We start from the raw sequence: 16,917 nt of genomic DNA on the forward strand, positions 1-16,917 counted from the left end.
CGCATTGTATCGGGCCGGGCGAAGCGCGAGCTCCGGCGGAAAATCAGTGGCTCGCGACGGTGCTCCGGTGCCACTCTTGATAGGCCGACTTGTCGGACCCCGGTGCGAACATCACCAGGCGTCCGTTCCGGAAACCAACCATCCAACCGGACATCAAGGGGGAGAGTCTTGTCTGTCACTTTGGAGCTGGCGGCCACCGAATCGGAGGCCGACAGATCGGGGCGGCCGTCGCCGTCGCCGAGCGGTAGATTGCGGTCGCTGCGCCGATTTCTGCCGTACCTGCGGCCCTACCGGGTGCCGCTGATCGTGGCCAACGTGCTCGCGATCGTCACCGCCAGCACCGCCATCGTGATCCCGCTGGTGATCGCGCGGGTCATCGACGGGCCGATCGCGCGGCGCGATTTCGTCGGGCTGCTGCTGCCCGTCGCGCTGATCTTCGTCCTCGGCGGGCTCGAGTCCTTCGGCATGTGGGGCCGCCGCTGGCTGGTGTCCAAGCCGTCGACGCTGTTCGAGATCCGGATGCGGGCCAAGCTTTTCGCCCAGCTCCAGGCGCTCTCGATCGGGCGCCACGACGGCTGGCAATCGGGTCAGCTGCTCTCGCGCGCCATCGACGATCTGTCGGTGCTGCGGCGCTTCGTCGCGTTCGCCGGACCGTTCCTGATCGTCAACAGCATCCTGCTGCCGATCGGGTTGATCGCGCTGTTCGCGATGAACTGGCAAGTGGGACTGATCTTCACGGTGATCTCGCTGCCGCTGACGCTGTTCTGCGTGCGCTTCGTGCGCCGGTTCGAGGTGGCCTCGCGGCGCTCGCAGGACCAGTCCGGTGACCTGGCGACCATCGCCCAGGAATCCGCGCAGGGCGTGCGCGTGCTCAAGGCGCTCGGTCGCGGCGGGTTCTTCGGCGCCCGCTTCACCGCGCTCTCACGCGAGCTGCAGAAGACCGAGCTGGAGAAGGTGCGCCTGGACGCGACCCTGTGGGCCGCGCTGGTCACCCTGCCGACGGTCGCGATCGCCGTGTCGCTCGGTGTCGGTGGGTACTCGGTGGTGCACGGCTCGATGACGATGGGCACACTGATCGCGAGCATCACGCTGGCGACCTTCTTGCAGTGGCCGATCATCTGGCTGGGTTTCCTGCTCTCGGAGCTGTTCGAGGCGCGCACCGCCGCCGACCGGTACTGGGAGATCATCGACACCCCGCTCGACATCACCGACCCGGCGCGGCCGGTGAGTCTGCCCACCGGGTTGCGTGGCGAGCTGGTCATCGACCACGTGCGCTTCGCCTACCCGACCGGGGCCGACGGCGCGGACAAGGCGGTGCTGGAAGACATCTCGCTGCGGGTCCGGCCGGGGGAGACGGTCGCGCTCGTCGGCGCGACGGGCAGCGGCAAGACCGCGCTGCTCGAACTGATCCCGCGCCTCTACGACGTTGACGACGGCAGCATCACCATCGACGGCGTCGACATCTCGACCCTGCGCCTGGCCGACCTGCGCCGGGTGGTGACGGTGGCGTTCGAGGAGCCGGTGCTGTTCTCGGCCAGCGTGCGCGAGAACGTGGCGCTGGGCGATCCGCGTGCCACCGACGCCGATGTGCGCCAGGCGCTCGATATCGCCCAGGCGAGTGAGTTCGTCGACGCGCTGCCCTGGGGCCTGGACACCAGGATCGGTGAGCAGGGCATGAGCCTGTCCGGTGGGCAGCGGCAGCGGCTCGCGCTGGCCAGGGCGGTGCTGATCGGCGAGGCCGCGGCCGAGCAGGGCCGGATCATGGTGCTCGACGATCCGCTCTCGGCGCTGGACGTGGAAACCGAAGAGCGCGTGCAGGATCGGCTGCGCACGGTGCTCGCGGGCGCCACCACGCTGCTGGTCGCGCACCGGCCGTCGACGGCGGCACTGGCCGACCGCGTCGCCCTGCTGGCCGACGGCCGGATCGTCGCCGAGGGCAGCCACGAGAAGCTGCTGCGCACCAACAGCCGCTACCGCGAACTGATGGGAGGTGAATCATGACCACCGACACCGAGATCCAGACCCCGCCCGAGCAGGCCGATCGGGCGGCGGACTGGCGCGGCATCGCCAAGGAGGACGACGCCGTCACCGGCACCGGAAACCTGGTGCTGGCCGGGCGATCCCGGCGGCTGCTGCTCGACCTGGTGCGGCCCTACCGCAAGCAGGCGGTGCTCACCTTCGTGCTGATCCTGCTCGACAACGCGGCCAAGGTGTCGATGCCGCTGTTCATCGCCTACGGCCTCGATCACGGCATCAGCCAGGGCAGGCAGGGCAATTGGACGCCGATGCTGGCCACGGTGGCCGGGTTCGTCGCGGTCACCGTGCTCGCGGGCCTGACCACGTACTTCTTCCTGCGGGCCTCCGGTTCGCTGAGTCAGCGGGTGCTGTTCGACCTGCGGGTGCGCGCGTTCCGGCACACCCAGCGGCTGAGCGTGTCGTTCCACGAGAAGTACACCTCGGGCAAGGTCGTCACCCGGCTCACCAGCGATATCGAGACCCTCCAGGAACTGCTGGAAGGCGCGCTCAACCAGGCGTTCAGCGCGGTGCTCTCGGTGGTCACCATCGCGGTGCTGCTGGTCTGGCTGGATCCGATGCTGGCCTCGATCGTGCTGCTCGGCTTCGTGCCGCTGGTCCTGGTGACCCGGTGGGCGCAGCGGCGGCAGCGCGCGGGCTACCGGCGCACGCGCGGCGCGATCGCGCGGGTCGTCGTGCAGTTCGTCGAGTCGATGAGCGGCATGCGCGCGGTGCAGGCGTTCCGTCGCGAGGACCGCAACCAGGAGGTGCTCGGCGGCGAGGACGACGAATACCAGCGGGCGACCACCACCGCGATCCGCGGCATGGGCGACTACGTCGGCCTGTCCAACTTCATCGGCAAGGTGACCACGGTGATCGTGCTGCTGGTCGGCGCCTGGCAGGTGATGGAGGGCAATCTGGCGATCGGCGTGCTCGCCGCGTACCTGCTCTACCTCGACCAGTTCTACGGCCCGCTCGACGAACTCGCCCAGGTGTTCAACTCCTACCAGTCCGCCGCGGCGGCGCTGGAGAAGATCTCCGGGGTGCTCGAGGAGGAGCCCGCGGTCGCCGAACCCGGCGATCCGATCGCGCTGGACCGGGCGACCGGTGCGGTGCGGATGGATCGGGTCTGGTTCGGCTACACGGCCGAGTCGCCGGTGCTGCCGGAGTTCGACCTGGCCATCCCGGCCGGGCAGGTGGTGGCCCTGGTCGGTGCCACCGGCGCGGGCAAGTCGACGCTGGCCAAGCTGCTCACCCGGTTCTACGACCCGAGCGGTGGCGTGGTCACCCTGGACGGTGTCGATCTGCGCAGGCTGGCCGACGCCGAGCTGCGCAGGCACGTCGTCATGGTCACCCAGGAGGCGTACCTGTTCTCCGGAACCATCGCCGACAACATCCGCCTGGGCAGGCCGGACGCGACCGATGCCGAGGTCACGGCGGCCGCGCGGGCGGTCGGCCTGGACGCGTTCGTCCGGTCGCTGCCCGACGGGTACGCGACCGATGTGCGCACCAGGGGCGGCAGGCTCTCGGCCGGTCAGCGGCAGCTGGTCGCGTTCGCCCGGGTGTTCCTGGCCGACCCCGCGGTGATCGTGCTGGACGAGGCGACCTCGAGCCTGGACATCCCCGGCGAGCGGCTGGTCCAGCACGCGCTGGAGACGCTGCTGCGCGAGCGCACCGCGGTGATCATCGCGCATCGGTTGTCCACGGTGGCCATTGCCGATCGGGTGCTGGTGCTCGACGCGGGCCGCGTCGTCGAGGACGGCTCACCCGCCGAGCTCATCGCCGGACAGGGCCGCTTCGCCGGACTGCACGCCGCCTGGCGGGATTCGCTGGTCTGATGCCACCGTGTTGTACAGCAGCGGGGCTGGTGTCGCTTACCGTAGAGAGGTGACGACCCCAGCCCCGGGCCCGGCCGCAGGCCCCACCGAGAACAGACCGGCCTCCCGGTGGCCCGCGGTGCTCACCTGGCGTTCCCACGACAACACGCGGATGGAATCGGTCCGCGTGACCCTCAACGGCAACCGGATCAGGGCGGCGGGCCGGATGATCGGCAGCGCGTGCGACGAGCACCCGGCGTTCAGCGCGTCCTACGACCTGGTCACCGACGAGGCGGGCGCGACGCGGCGGTTGTCGCTGCGCACCACCACCGCCGCCGGGGAACGGCACGCGTCCATCTCCCGGGACGAGGAGGACTACTGGCTCGTCGACGCGGGCGGCAGCCACGTGCGCTCCACCTTCGCCGGCGCGCTCGATGTCGACGTGGTGCTGAGCCCGTTCTTCAACACGCTGCCGATCCGCCGGTTCGGCCTGCAGAACGCGGTGGGCGACGTGCAGGTCCCGGTCGTCTACGTGCGCCTGCCCGATCTGCTGGTGCAGGAGGCCGAGCTCACCTACTCGAGCGCCGCCGACGGCATCAACGTGCTGTCCCCGGTCTCCAGCGCGACGCTGACGGTCGATCCGGAGGGTTTCGTGCTCGACTACCCGGGGCTGGCCGAACGGGCGTGACGCCGAGTCGGCCGGTGCGGCGCCGACTTCCACCGCCCGGCCCGGATGGCAGCGCGCTCGGCCGGGTTCACAGTGCGCGCAGCACCCCGCCACGCTGTCCGGCCCGGTGCAGCTCGTCGAGCCAGCCGTCCGCGCCGGGGACGATCCCGGTGATCTCCCAGCGCGTGCGCTCCTCGTATGCGGTGCGGCCACGGTAACCCGCCTCGACAACGTCGCCGAGGGTGCCGTCCGCGCGCAATGCGTCCCGTGCGGTGACCAGAGCGGCGATGGTCTCGTCGAGCACCTGCCCGAGCGCGGCGGCGTTCGGTTCGCAGATGGCGCGCACCAGGTCCGGGGCGGTACCGGCGACGCGAGTGCCGTCGCGGAAGGAGCCCGCGGCCAAGCCGAGCGCGAGAGCGCCGCCGTCGGCGCCGGCCGCCGCCAGCGCTTCGGCCAGGACGTGCGGCAGATGCGAGATCCGCGCGACGGCCTGATCGTGCTCGTCGGCGACCACCGGAACCACCACCGAACCGCAGTCCAGCGCCAGCCGGGTCACCCGCGTCCACGGCTCTACCCGCGTGCCCTCGTCGACCCCGACCGCCCACACCGCGTCGCGGAACAGGTCGGGATCGGTTGCCGCCCAGCCGGACTCGGAGGTCCCGGCCATGGGATGCCCGCCGACGAAATTGGCCTCGAGCCCGTGCTTGCGCACCGCGTCGGCCACCGGTCGCTTGATGCTCACCACATCGGTCACCGGGCAGCCGGGGGCGAGCGCGGCGATCTCGGCCAGCAGCTGCTCGACCGCGGGCATCGGCACCGCGACCACCAGCAACGCGTTCTCGGCGGCGGCCCGGCGCAGCACCGCGGACAGGTCGGTCGACACGTCGAAACCGTCGCGACGCGCCGCCTGCGCACCCGAGTCCGAGCGGTTGTAGCCGAACGCCGGGTACCCCGCCGCGACCGCGGCGCGCAGCAGTGAGCCGCCGATCAAACCGGTTCCGAGGACGCAGACAGCAGCACGCTGGTCGAGGGTCATCGGAACAGATTGGCACACGAGTTCATCATTACGGGCGGGACAGACTACCGTTTGGTCCATGGCAGCACAGCGCTCGGGCACGAACAGGGCGACGTCGGACGACGACTTCGACGTCGAAGGGTTCGCAGTGGCGGTGGTCCGCGAAGAAGGCACGTGGCGATGCAGTCCGCTCAGCCACGACGCGCTCCTCGACCTGTCGGTCGCGGAGACCGAATTGAAGGCATTGCGCAGCTCGGGGGCGGTATTCGGGCTGCTCGACGTCGATGACGAGTTCTTCATCGTGTTGCGCCCCGCGCCGAGCGGCACCCGCCTGCTCGTCTCGGACGCGACCGCGGCGATCGACTACGACATCGCCGCCGACGTCCTCGACGCGCTCAACGTCGAGATCCCCGACATCGACCCCGACGACCTCGACGACGTCGAGCCGTGGGAAGAGGGCGACCTCGGCGTGCTGGCCGACCTCGGCCTGCCCGAGCCCGTGCTCAGCGTGATCCTCGCCGAGACCGACCTCTACCCCGACGAGCAGCTCGGCATGATCGCCCAGCGGCTCGGCTTCGCCACCGAATTCGCGGCGGTCCTGGACAAACTGCCTCGGTGACCGCCGAGGCAGTGACCGACGAGGACATGGTGCGCGCCGCGATCGCGGCCGCCGCCGACGCCGACCCGCGTGATGTGCCGGTCGGCGCCGTCGTCTTCGACGCCGACGGCCGCGAACTCGCGCGCGCGACCAATGCCAGGGAAGCCCTCGGCGATCCGACCGCGCACGCCGAGGTCCTCGCGTTGCGGGCCGCGGCCGCCGTACACGGCGACGGCTGGCGGCTCGAGGGCGCGACGCTGGCCGTCACCCTGGAACCGTGCACGATGTGCGCCGGCGCGCTGGTGCTGGCCAGGGTCGGCAAGGTGGTGTTCGGCGCCTGGGAACCCAAGACCGGCGCCGTCGGCTCGCTCTGGGACGTCGTGCGCGACCGCAGGCTCAATCATCGCCCGGAGGTGCGCGGCGGCATCCTCGAACCGGAGTGCGTCGCGCTCCTCGACGATTTCTTCCGAACTCAGCGCTGACCAGCCGATTTAACGATCCGGCACCCCCTCCGGTATCGTAGTCGGCGGTGGCGTGTCCGAGCGGCCTAAGGAGCACGCCTCGAAAGCGTGTGACGGGTAACCCCCGTCCGAGGGTTCAAATCCCTCCGCCACCGCCACAGAGCCCCTCACCTGATATGCCAGGTGAGGGGCTCTTTTTTCGTCGGCTGTTCACTCGGTACGGCCCCGCCCGCCGGGGTCGCACGTAATAGACTGGTAGTACCGAAATCCGGGAAGGAACGATGTCTTATGCGCGGGCGACAGCCGCCACCCGCGAAGTCCGGGATCGGGCTCGGGGGGAAGCTCATGGTTCTGGTCGTGCTGGGCTGGGTAGCCGTGGGGCTGCTCGCCGCGGGCCAGCGACACTACTTCGCCCAGCTGCCCAAGGAGTGCTCCGACTGGGCGACGATCGCGGTGACCGCCGCCGCGGGTCCGGCCAACTACATCGGCCTGAACCCGCGGGTCAGCCAGTGCGAGGTACCGCAGCCGAGCCAGTAGCCCGGCTAGGTGTGCGCGGGGACCGGGGTCTTCTCCTGCTGCTGTAGTTCGCGCAGGCGAGCGCCCTCGACGTCGATGTCGGGGACGATCTTGTCCAGCCACTTCGGCAGCCACCATGCCCACTTGCCGAGCAGGACCAGCAGCGCGGGGATGAGCACCATGCGGACGACGAAGGCGTCGAGGGCGACGCCGGCGGCGAGCGCGAAGCCCATCGACTTGGCGGTGACGTCGGACTCGAGCAGGAACGAGCCGAAGACCGAGATCATGATGATCGCCGCCGAGGTGACCACGCGCGCGCCGTGGTGATAGCCCTTGACCACGGCGTCGGTGGGATCGGCGCCGTGCACGTACTCCTCGCGCATGCGGGTCACCAGGAACACCTGGTAGTCCATGGCCAAGCCGAACACCAAGCCGATCAACATGATCGGCAGGAAGCTGACCAGCGGATGCGGGTCCTGGATGAGGCCCAGTTTGCCCTCCTGGAAGATCAGCACGGTCGCGCCGAAGGTGGCCGCCATGGAGAGCAGGAAGCCGAGCGCGGCCGTCAGCGGGACCAGGATCGAGCGGAACACCAGGATCAGCAGGATGAACGCCGCGCCAGCCACGATCGCCATGTAGGGGACGATCTTGCTGAGCAGCACGTGGTCGATATCGGCGTAGATGGCCGTTGTCCCGGTGATGCCGTAGGACATCTTGTACTGGTCGTGCAGTCCCGGTTCGGCGTCGCGCGCCGATTGCACCAGGTCCTTGGTGGTCTGGGCGTTGGGGCCGGACTTGGGGATGCCGTTGATCAGCGCGCCCGCGCCGTCCTGGCTCAGCTGCGGCTCGGTGACCAATTCCATGTCCGGGTAGGACTGGAGCTGCTCGCGCAGGGCGAGCAGCGCGGCCTCGCGCTGGTCGACGGGGGTGTCGCTGAGGTCGACGGCGATCTGCAGGATGCCGTTGCTGCCCTCGCCGAAGCCCTCGGTGCGCAAGTCGTAGGCCTTACGGACGGTGGTCGACTTGGGCAGGCTGTCCTCGCCGGGCAGGCCGAGGTTCAGGTTGATCGCCGGCGCGGCCAGCAGCCCGAGCACCACGATGGCCAGCACCATCGTCACGGCGGGCCACTTCGCGATGACCCTGGCCACCCGGGTGCCGTTGGTGACGATGCTGTCGTCCTCGGGATCGTGCTGGGCGATCAGCGGCAGCTTCGGTTTGAACAGCGTCTTGCCGAACGCGCCGAGCAGGGCGGGCATCAGCGTGATCGCGGTGAGGACCGCGAACGCGGCGGCGACCGCGCCGCCCAGACCCATGAAGGTCAGGAACCGCACGCCGACGATGCTCAGCCCGACCAGCGCGATGATGACGGTGAGCCCGGCGAACACCACCGCCGAGCCCGCCGTGCCCAGCGCCGTACCGGCCGCTTCCTCCGGCGAATCCTGTACCGCCAGTTCGTGTTTGTACCTGGACACGATGAACAGCGCGTAGTCGATCGAGAGCGCGATGCCGATCATCGAGGCCAGGAACGTGGTGAAGCTGGGGATCGAGAGCACCGAGGTGGACAGGAAGATCAGCGAGGTGGCCGCGCCGAGGCCGACGATCGCGGTGATGATCGGGACGAACGCGGCGACGATCGCGCCGAACGCGACGACCATCACCACCAGGGCCACCAGCATGCCGATCAGCTCGGACTTGCCGCTCGGCATCTCCTGTTCCATCGCGATGGTGCCGCTGATCTCGACCGTCAGCCCGGCCGCGCGGGCGGCGTCACCGACGGCGTAGGCGGCGTCGCGGTCGGCGGCGGTGATGTCGGCGAATTCCTTGATCGTGAACGGGACGCTGAAGTACGCGACGGTGTCGGGGGCGGTCTTGTTCAGCACGTTCAGCGGCGCGCCGCTGCAGGTCGACGGGTCGGGCTCGGGGACGAGGCAGCCCATCTCCTCGGTCATCGCGATCGGATTCGGGATCGGCTTGCTGTGATCGACGATGCCGAGCTGATCGAGCCGGCCGATCAGCGCATCGATCGCCTGCCGGTTGGCCGGGTCGGTGAGTTTCTGCCCGGCGGGCGCGCCGATCACGTAGGTGCCGGTCACGGCGTCGAAGGCGAAGGCCTCCGACATGCCGGGGAAGTGTTTGTCGAGGATCTCGGTCGCCCGTTCCGACGGCAGGTTGGGCATGCTGAAGTCGTCGGTCATCGGTTTCTGGAGCTGGGCGCCGAGGGCACCGAGGATCAGGAAACAGACCAGCCAGACGGGTAGCACGATCCATTTGCGGCGAAAGGCCAGCTTGCCCCACCGGTACAGATAGACGGACACGGTTTTCTCCTCGCGGTGATCGGTGCGGAGCGGGAGGTAGAGCCGGGTCTAACCAGTCCGAGTCTGGTGCCAGGCCACCGCGATATCAAGCAACGTGCCAGGCGCGACGGGCGAAAAAGCAGGACGACCCCGCGATCCGGGATGGATCGCGGGGTCGTCCGATTCGAGCGGGTCAGGAGACCGGAAGCGGGTGCTTCACCGTCTCGGCGTCCTGGTTGCGGAGCTGTTCGAGCTTCGAACCCTCGACGTCGATGTCGGGCAGGATGCGGTCGAGCCACTTCGGGATCCACCACGACCACTTGCCCATGATGACCAGCAGCGCGGGCACCACGATCATGCGGACGATGAAGGCGTCGATCGCGACACCGGCGGCCAGCGCGAAGCCGAACGACTTCGCGGTGACGTCGGTTTCCAGGATGAACGAGCCGAACACCGAGATCATGATGATCGCCGCCGAGGTCACGACGCGGGCGCCGTGGTGGTAGCCGGAGACCATCGCGTCCTTGGGCGACTTGCCGTGCACGAATTCCTCGCGCATGCGGGTCACCAGGAACACCTGGTAGTCCATCGCCAGACCGAACACCAGGCCGATCAGCATGATCGGCAGGAAGCTGACCAGCGGCTGCGGGTCCTCGATCAGGCCGAGCTTGCCCTGCTGGAAGATCAGCACGGTGGCGCCGAAGGTGGCCGCCATCGAGAGCAGGAAGCCGAGGGCCGCGGTGAGCGGGACCAGGATCGAGCGGAACACCAGGATCAGCAGGATGAACGCGGCACCGGCGACGATCGCCAGGTACGGCACGATCTTGCTGAGCAGCACGTGGTCGACATCGGCGTAGATGGCGGTGGTGCCGGTGATGCCGTACTCCATGCCGAACTGCGCCTTCAGGTCGGCTTCGGCGCCGCGCGCCTCGGCGACCAGATCCTTGGTGGCCTGGTTGTTCGGGCCGGACTTCGGCACGCCGTTGAGCATGGCGCCCTGCTTGTTCTCGCTCCACTGCGGCTCGGTCACGTAGTCCATGCCGTCGTAGGAGGCGAGCTTGTCGCGCAGCGCGCCGACCGCGGCCTCGCGCTGGTTCTCCGGCACCGCGCTCAGGTCGGTGACGACCATCAGCACGCCGTTGCTGCCCTCGCCGAAGCCCTCCGTGCGCAGCTCGTAGGCCTTGCGGACGGTGGAGGTCTTCGGGGCCGAGTCCTCGCCGGGCAGACCCAGGTTCAGGCCCGCGGCGGGCGCGGCGAGCGCGCCGAGCACGACCACCGACAGGATCAGCGCGACCCACGGGGCCTTGCCGATCAGGCGGGCGAAGCGCTGGCCGTTGGTGACCGAGTTCTCGTCCTCGGGGTCGTTCTGGGCGACCAGCGGCAGCTTCGGCTTGAACAGGGTCTTGCCGAAGGCACCCATCAGCGCGGGCATCAGGGTGATCGCGGTGAGCACGGCGAAGCCTGCGGCGATGGCGCCACCCAGACCCATGAAGGTCAGGAACTGCACGCCGACGATGCTCAGCGCGCCGAGCGCGATGATGACGGTCAGACCGGCGAACACGACGGCCGAACCGGCGGTGCCGAGCGCGGTACCTGCGGCTTCCTCGGCCGAGTCACGCACGGCCAGTTCGTGCTTGTAGCGGGAGACGATGAACAGCGCGTAGTCGATCGACAGCGCGATACCGATCATCGAGGCGAGGAAGGTGGTGAAGCTGGGGACCTCGATCACCGAGGTACCGAGCATGATCAGCGAGGTCGCCGCGCCGAGGCCGACGATGGCGGTGACGATCGGGACGACGGCGGCGACGATGGCGCCGAAGGCGACCACCATCACGATCAGCGCGACACCCATGCCGATCAGCTCGGACTTGCCGCTCGGCTGCTCCTGCTCCATCGCGATGGAACCGCTGAGCTCGACCGTCAGGCCGGCGTTGCGGGCTTCGGCCGCGACCTCGTAGGCGGCATCGCGTTCGACGTCGGTGACGTCGGTGACGCCCTCGATGTTGAACGGCACGGTCAGCACCGCGACGCTCTCCGGCGCCGTCGAGCTGAGCACGTTGAGCGGCGCGCCCGAGCACTGCGACGGGTCTGGGTTGGCGAGGCAGCCCATCTTGTCGGTCATCTCGATGGGGCTCATCAGCGGCTTCGCGTGATCGACGATCTGCAGCTCACCGAGCTTGGTGATGAGCGCGTCGACGGCGGCGCGGTTGGCCGGGTCGGTGAGCTTCTGGCCCTCCGGGGCGCCGATCACATAGGTGCCGGAGACGGCGTCGAACTTGAACTGCTCGGACATGCCGGGGAAGTGCTTGTCGAGGATCTCGTTCGCACGGGCCGAGGGCAGCGAGGGCATGCTGAAGTCGTTGGTCATCGGCTTGCTCAAGGCGGCGCCGACGCCACCGAGCAGCAGGAACAGCAACAACCAGACCGGTAGCACGATCCATTTACGGCGGAAAGCGAACTTTCCCCATCTGTACAGGTATACGGACACGAGGGTGCTCCTAGCGCGAAGAACTCGGGTGGGATCAGGCTCGTAGACAGCACATGCGGGTCTCCCCTGACGACCCGCCTCCACATCGTCGTTTTCTGCCTACCGTGCGGTAGGTAGACTACCGATCCAGTAAGTGGAGAGGCAACCTCGATTTCGGGGGCGCGCAGTGAGTCACCCGCAGTGATGGGAGGATTGAATACATGGCTCCCCGAGACACCGTCGACGCCGTTTCCGCAGGTGGAGGCACCAAGCAGGCTATTCGCGACGCCGCGGTGCAGCTTTTCGCCGCCAAGGGTTTCGAGCAGACGAGCCTGCGCGAGGTCGCCGATATGGTGGGGATCACAAAGGCGTCGCTGTACTACCACTACGCGTCGAAGCTGGATCTGCTCCTGGCGATCATCGATCCGATCATCGACCACATGCGCGACATCGTCACCGACATCGACGCCGTCCCGTACAACGACGAGGGCATCCGCGCGGTGCTGCGCACCTACCTGCGCGGGATGATCCGGCACCGCGCCGCAGGCGCGCTGTGTGTGCGCGACACCGCGGCGATCGTCAACGCCATCGCCGATCGCTACCCCGATCTGATGGAGCCGACCAGGGAACTGCGCACCTGGCTGGCCGGTCCCGACCCGGACCAGGAGGCGATGCTGCGCGCGGCCGCCGCCATCGAGGTGCTCGGGGTCGCGCTGCTGTCGTCGGAACTGGCGCCCGGCGCGACCGACGAGATGGTCGAGAAGACCCTGCTCGACGCGGCGACCTGCGTGCTGACCGCCTGCGGGCGGTCGGCCTGAGCGGGCGGCCCGCCGCTCCCGCCGGGTCGACCGCGTAAGTTCGACACGTGCATATCACCGCCAGGGTCGATTACGCGGTGCGAACGCTGCTGGAACTCGCCGCGACCGACGGCGTCGTCAAGGCCGAGGCGATCGCCGCCGCCGCGCAGATCCCACCGAAGGTGCTCGAGACCGTGCTGGCCGAGCTGCGCCGCGCCGACCTCGTGCTGAGCAGGCGCGGCCCCGACGGCGGCTATCGGCTCGGCAGGCCGGCGCCGGAGATCTCGGTGGCCGACGTGATCCGCGCCGTCGAATCACCGCTGGCCTCGGTCCGCGGGCAGCGCCCGGAGGACGTGCGCTACCCCGGCGCCGCCGAACCGCTGCAGCAGGTGTGGATCGCGCTGCGGGTCAACATCAGGGCCGTGCTGGAGAACGTCTCCATCGCCGATATCGCCACCGACCGACTGCCGGGTTTCATCGGTGAGCTGATCGCCGACCCCGGCGCCTGGGCGCGTCGCGAGCCGCGGACCCCCGCCGGCGCGTAGTTCATCCACAGGCTGGACTTGTCCACAGGGCGGGTAAAAGTCGGCGGCGACGGTCACCCGCGCGGGGTAGCCTGCGACCACCATGTTGATCACCCTGCTGCGGACCTACCTGGCCCCGTACCGCGCTCAGCTGGCCGGTGTCCTCGTGCTCCAGCTGATCTCGGTCATCGCGATGCTCTACCTGCCCAGCCTCAACGCCGACCTCATCGACAACGGCGTGACCAAGGGCGATATCGGCTACATCTGGTCCACCGGCCTGTTCATGCTCGCGGTCAGCTGCGTGCAGATCGTGGCCTCGTCGGCGTCGGTGTACCTCGGCGCCCAGGCGGCCATGGGCGCCGGCCGGGACATGCGCGGTGGTGTGCTGCACCGGGTCGAGACGTTCTCGGCCAGGGAGGTCGGCCTGTTCGGCGCGCCGTCGCTGATCACCCGCTCGACCAACGACATCCAGCAGGTGCAGCTGCTCATCGTCATGTCGGTGACGATTCTGGTGATGGCGCCGATCATGTGCGTCGGCGGCGTCATCATGGCGCTGCGCGAGGATCTCGGCCTGTCCTGGCTGCTGCTGATCGCGGTCCCCGCGCTCGCGCTGGCCATGGGCACGATCGTGGCCCGCATGGTGCCCGGCTTCCGGCAGATGCAGGCGCGCATCGATGAGGTGAACCGGGTGCTGCGCGAGCAGATCACTGGCATCAGGGTGGTGCGGGCGTTCGTGCGCGAGCGGCAGGAGATCTGGCGCTTCGGAATGGCCAACACCGCGCTCACCGACGCCTCGCTGCGGGTCGGCAAGCTGATGGCGCTGATGTTCCCGACGGTCATGCTGATCAGCAACGTCACCGCCGTCGCGGTGATCTGGTTCGGCGGTCACCACGTCGACAACGGGACGATGCAGATCGGCTCGCTCACCGCGATGCTGTCCTACATCATGCAGATCCTGATGGCCGTCATGATGGCCTCGTTCCTGGCGATGATGGCGCCGCGCGCCGCCGTCTCGGCCGACCGGATCGGCGGGGTGCTCGAGACCGAGTCCTCGGTCCGGCCGCCGCGGCTGCCGCAGCCCTTCGCCGCCGACCCGGCCGCGGTCGACCTGCAATTCGCCGAGTTCGCCTTCCCCGGCGCGGAGAAGCCGGTGCTGCGCGGCATCCGGTTCCAGGTCGCCCCCGGCACGACGACCGCGATCGTCGGCGCCACCGGCGCGGGCAAGACCACCCTGATCAACCTGATCCCGCGGCTGATCGACGTCACCGACGGCGCGGTCTACGTCGGCGGCACCGACGTGCGTCACCTCGACCTCGAACTCCTGCGCGGCGGCATCGGCCTGGTGCCGCAGAAGGCCTACCTGTTCTCCGGCACGGTCGCGAGCAATCTGCGCTACGGCAAGCCCGAGGCCACCGACGAGGAACTGTGGCACGCGCTCGAGGTGGCCCAGGCGGCCGACTTCGTGCGCGAGATGCCGCAGGGGCTCGATACCCCCGTCGCCCAGGGCGGCACCACGGTGTCGGGCGGGCAGCGCCAGCGCCTGTGCATCGCCCGCGCGCTGGTGCGCAGGCCGCGCGTCTACCTGTTCGACGACTCGTTCTCGGCGCTCGACGTCGCCACCGACGCCCGGCTGCGCGCCGCGCTCAAGCCCGAGACCGCCGACGCGTCGGTGCTCATCGTCGCCCAGCGGATCGCGACCATTCGCGACGCCGACCAGATCGTCGTCCTGGAGGACGGCGCGATGGCGGGCATCGGCACGCACGAGCAGCTGATGCAGCGCTGTCCCGAGTACCGCGAGATCGTCGAGTCCCAGCTGAGTGTGGAGGAGGCTCGATGAGGCCCAGTGCTCCGGTACCCGGCGCGCCGGGTACGAAGGCCAAGTCGTTCGGACCGTCGCTGAAGCGACTGCTGCGCAGGCTCGCGCCGGAACGCTTCGCCGTCGGCGTGATCGTCGCGCTGGTGATCACCTCGGTCGTGCTCAACACGCTCGGCCCCTACCTGCTCGGCAAGGCCACCAACCTGGTCTTCGACGGTTTCGTCGGCAAGCAGCTCGACCCGCGGTTCAGCAAAGAGCAGACCATCCAGATGCTGCGCGACCGCGGCGAGAACACCCGCGCTGACATGCTCTCGGCGATGAACGTCATCCCGGGCACCGGCATCGACTTCGACGCCGTCGCGCGCGTGCTGCTGATCGTGCTCTCCCTGTACGTGGCGGCCTCAGTGTTCGGCTGGCTGCAGGGCTATCTGCTCAACATCGTCATCAACCGGACAGTCAAGCGCCTGCGCGACGACGTCGAGGACAAGCTGCACCGGCTGCCGCTGCGCTACTTCGACTCCGCGCCGCGCGGTGACGTGCTCAGCCGCGTCACCAACGACGTCGACAATGTCTCGCAGAGCCTGCAGCAGACGATGAGCCAGCTGCTGGTCTCGCTGTTCACCGTGGTCGGCATCCTGATCATGATGTTCTGGATCTCGCCGCTGCTGGCGCTGATCGCACTGCTCACCGTGCCCGCGGCGATCATCGTCACCGCGCAGATCGCCAAGCGGTCCAAGCCGCACTTCGTCGACCAGTGGAAGTACACCGGCGCGGTGAACGCCTCGGTCGAGGAGGCCTACACCGGCCACGAGATCATCACCGCGTTCGGCCGCAGCCGCGAGGTCGGCAAGGAGTTCGACGAGCGCAATCAGAAGCTCTACGACGCGAGCTTCAAGGCGCAGTTCATCTCCGGCCTGATCATGCCGGCCATCATGTTCCTGGGGAACGTGAACTTCGTGTTCATCGCGCTGGTCGGCGGCCTGCGGGTGGCCACCGGCAACCTGTCGCTGGGTGACGTGCAGGCGTTCATCCAGTACTCGCGCCAGTTCAGCCAGCCGCTCACGCAGATCGGCGCGATGGCCAACCTGCTCCAGTCCGGCGTCGCCTCGGCCGAGCGGATCTTCGAGATCCTCGACGCCGAGGAGCAGAGCCCGGATCCGGAGACGGAGAACCAGCGCCCGGTCGATCGCGGGCGGGTCGAGTTCGAGGCGGTCTCCTTCGGCTACGACCCCGAGGTGCCGGTCATCGAGCGGCTGTCGCTGGTCGCCGACCCCGGCCACGTCGTCGCGATCGTCGGCCCGACCGGCGCGGGCAAGACCACCCTGGTCAACCTGCTCATGCGCTTCTACGAGCTCGACGCGGGCACCATCGCGATCGACGACGTCGACATCACCACCATCACCCGCGACCATCTGCGCTCGCGGATCGGCATGGTGCTGCAGGACACCTGGCTGTTCAAGGGCACGATCCGGGAGAACATCGCCTACGGCGATCCGAACGCCTCCGAGCACGACATCCTGGCCGCGGCCCGCGCCGCCTACGTCGACCGGTTCGTGCACGCGCTGCCGCACGGCTACGACACGGTGATCGACGAGGAGGGCGGCGGTGTCAGCGCGGGCGAGAAGCAGCTGATCACCATCGCGCGCGCGTTCCTGGCCAAGCCGTCGATCCTGATCCTCGACGAGGCGACCAGCTCGGTCGACACCCGCACCGAACTGCTGGTCCAGCAGGCGACCGCGGCCCTGCGCCGCGACCGCACCAGCTTCGTCATCGCGCACCGGCTCTCGACCATCCGCGACGCGGATCTGATCGTGGTGATGGAGAAGGGGCGCATCGTCGAGCACGGCTCGCACGAGCGGTTGCTCGAGGAGCGCGGCGCGTACTACCGCCTCTACAACGCGCAGTTCGCGGCGGCGGAACTGTAGGCGACCG

Annotated in this window: 13 protein-coding genes and 1 tRNA gene; 11 read left to right on the plus strand and 3 right to left on the minus strand. The window is 69.0% G+C overall.

What is annotated here, in order from left to right:
• The first annotated feature begins 249 nt into the window (after positions 1–249).
• The 3 genes from AB0H54_RS14790 to AB0H54_RS14800 are packed head-to-tail and all read left to right on the plus strand — an operon-like array spanning position 250 to position 4,518.
• Entirely contained in the window at positions 250–2,001 is a 1,752-nt protein-coding gene (locus tag AB0H54_RS14790) for an ABC transporter ATP-binding protein (RefSeq protein ID WP_357345873.1), read from the plus strand.
• Positions 1,998–3,851, plus strand: a complete 1,854-nt coding sequence (locus AB0H54_RS14795) for an ABC transporter ATP-binding protein (RefSeq protein WP_357345874.1) — start codon at positions 1,998–2,000, stop codon at positions 3,849–3,851. The genes AB0H54_RS14790 and AB0H54_RS14795 overlap by 4 nt, the downstream gene beginning before the upstream one ends.
• Before the next feature lie 49 nt (positions 3,852–3,900).
• Positions 3,901–4,518, plus strand: coding sequence for a putative glycolipid-binding domain-containing protein (locus tag AB0H54_RS14800; RefSeq protein ID WP_355284023.1), 618 nt, complete (start codon positions 3,901–3,903; stop codon positions 4,516–4,518).
• Between the two features lie 67 nt (positions 4,519–4,585).
• Here the strand turns inward: AB0H54_RS14800 and AB0H54_RS14805 are convergent, their stop codons facing one another.
• Positions 4,586–5,533 carry a prephenate dehydrogenase gene (locus AB0H54_RS14805; RefSeq protein ID WP_357345877.1) on the minus strand — a complete coding sequence of 316 codons (948 nt, stop codon included), beginning with the start codon at positions 5,531–5,533 and terminating at the stop codon, positions 4,586–4,588.
• A gap of 58 nt (positions 5,534–5,591) precedes the next feature.
• Here AB0H54_RS14805 and AB0H54_RS14810 point away from each other — a divergent pair, with 58 nt between their 5' ends.
• The 4 genes from AB0H54_RS14810 (at position 5,592) to AB0H54_RS14825 (ending at position 7,108) form a co-directional block, all read left to right on the plus strand.
• Positions 5,592–6,131 carry a tRNA adenosine deaminase-associated protein gene (locus AB0H54_RS14810; RefSeq protein ID WP_218721287.1) on the plus strand — a complete coding sequence of 180 codons (540 nt, stop codon included), beginning with the start codon at positions 5,592–5,594 and terminating at the stop codon, positions 6,129–6,131.
• A 26-nt stretch (positions 6,132–6,157) separates the two neighbouring features.
• On the plus strand, positions 6,158–6,592 hold the full coding sequence (locus tag AB0H54_RS14815) for a nucleoside deaminase (RefSeq protein ID WP_357346600.1): 435 nt from the start codon (positions 6,158–6,160) through the stop codon (positions 6,590–6,592).
• Positions 6,593–6,638: 46 nt separating this feature from the next.
• Positions 6,639–6,729 (plus strand) — tRNA-Ser (locus AB0H54_RS14820).
• A gap of 187 nt (positions 6,730–6,916) precedes the next feature.
• On the plus strand, positions 6,917–7,108 hold the full coding sequence (locus AB0H54_RS14825) for a hypothetical protein (protein ID WP_355284018.1): 192 nt from the start codon (positions 6,917–6,919) through the stop codon (positions 7,106–7,108).
• 5 nt (positions 7,109–7,113) lie between these two features.
• Here the strand turns inward: AB0H54_RS14825 and AB0H54_RS14830 are convergent, their stop codons facing one another.
• Together AB0H54_RS14830 and AB0H54_RS14835 are read right to left on the minus strand one after the other, a co-directional pair.
• The gene (locus tag AB0H54_RS14830; RefSeq protein ID WP_357345879.1) at positions 7,114–9,402 is read right to left on the minus strand and encodes an MMPL family transporter; all 2,289 of its coding nucleotides are present in this window, start codon (positions 9,400–9,402) and stop codon (positions 7,114–7,116) included.
• Positions 9,403–9,574: 172 nt separating this feature from the next.
• Entirely contained in the window at positions 9,575–11,869 is a 2,295-nt protein-coding gene (locus AB0H54_RS14835) for an MMPL family transporter (RefSeq protein WP_357345881.1), read from the minus strand.
• Between the two features lie 200 nt (positions 11,870–12,069).
• Here AB0H54_RS14835 and AB0H54_RS14840 point away from each other — a divergent pair, with 200 nt between their 5' ends.
• The 4 genes from AB0H54_RS14840 to AB0H54_RS14855 all read left to right on the plus strand — a co-directional run bounded on the left by AB0H54_RS14840 (position 12,070) and on the right by AB0H54_RS14855 (position 16,910).
• The gene (locus tag AB0H54_RS14840) at positions 12,070–12,666 is read left to right on the plus strand and encodes a TetR/AcrR family transcriptional regulator (RefSeq protein ID WP_355284011.1); all 597 of its coding nucleotides are present in this window, start codon (positions 12,070–12,072) and stop codon (positions 12,664–12,666) included.
• 47 nt (positions 12,667–12,713) lie between these two features.
• Positions 12,714–13,190, plus strand: a complete 477-nt coding sequence (locus AB0H54_RS14845) for an Rrf2 family transcriptional regulator (RefSeq protein WP_355284008.1) — start codon at positions 12,714–12,716, stop codon at positions 13,188–13,190.
• Between the two features lie 82 nt (positions 13,191–13,272).
• Positions 13,273–15,006, plus strand: a complete 1,734-nt coding sequence (locus AB0H54_RS14850; RefSeq protein WP_357345884.1) for an ABC transporter ATP-binding protein — start codon at positions 13,273–13,275, stop codon at positions 15,004–15,006.
• Positions 15,003–16,910 carry an ABC transporter ATP-binding protein gene (locus tag AB0H54_RS14855; protein WP_357345886.1) on the plus strand — a complete coding sequence of 636 codons (1,908 nt, stop codon included), beginning with the start codon at positions 15,003–15,005 and terminating at the stop codon, positions 16,908–16,910. The genes AB0H54_RS14850 and AB0H54_RS14855 overlap by 4 nt, the downstream gene beginning before the upstream one ends.
• The last annotated feature ends 7 nt before the right edge of the window (positions 16,911–16,917 follow it).

The sequence above is a fragment of the Nocardia sp. NPDC050718 genome (assembly GCF_040654235.1).
GTDB lineage: Bacteria > Actinomycetota > Actinomycetes > Mycobacteriales > Mycobacteriaceae > Nocardia.

Excerpts from the sequence above, each read along its gene's own strand:
- AB0H54_RS14795 (WP_357345874.1), top strand. The coding sequence starts at position 1,998 with ATGACCACCGACACCGAGATCCAGACCCCGCCCGAGCAGGCCGATCGG.
- AB0H54_RS14805 (WP_357345877.1), bottom strand. The coding sequence starts at position 5,533 with ATGACCCTCGACCAGCGTGCTGCTGTCTGCGTCCTCGGAACCGGTTTG.
- AB0H54_RS14810 (WP_218721287.1), top strand. The coding sequence starts at position 5,592 with ATGGCAGCACAGCGCTCGGGCACGAACAGGGCGACGTCGGACGACGAC.
- AB0H54_RS14815 (WP_357346600.1), top strand. The coding sequence starts at position 6,158 with ATGGTGCGCGCCGCGATCGCGGCCGCCGCCGACGCCGACCCGCGTGAT.
- AB0H54_RS14825 (WP_355284018.1), top strand. The coding sequence starts at position 6,917 with ATGGTTCTGGTCGTGCTGGGCTGGGTAGCCGTGGGGCTGCTCGCCGCG.
- AB0H54_RS14840 (WP_355284011.1), top strand. The coding sequence starts at position 12,070 with ATGGCTCCCCGAGACACCGTCGACGCCGTTTCCGCAGGTGGAGGCACC.
- AB0H54_RS14850 (WP_357345884.1), top strand. The coding sequence starts at position 13,273 with ATGTTGATCACCCTGCTGCGGACCTACCTGGCCCCGTACCGCGCTCAG.
- AB0H54_RS14855 (WP_357345886.1), top strand. The coding sequence starts at position 15,003 with ATGAGGCCCAGTGCTCCGGTACCCGGCGCGCCGGGTACGAAGGCCAAG.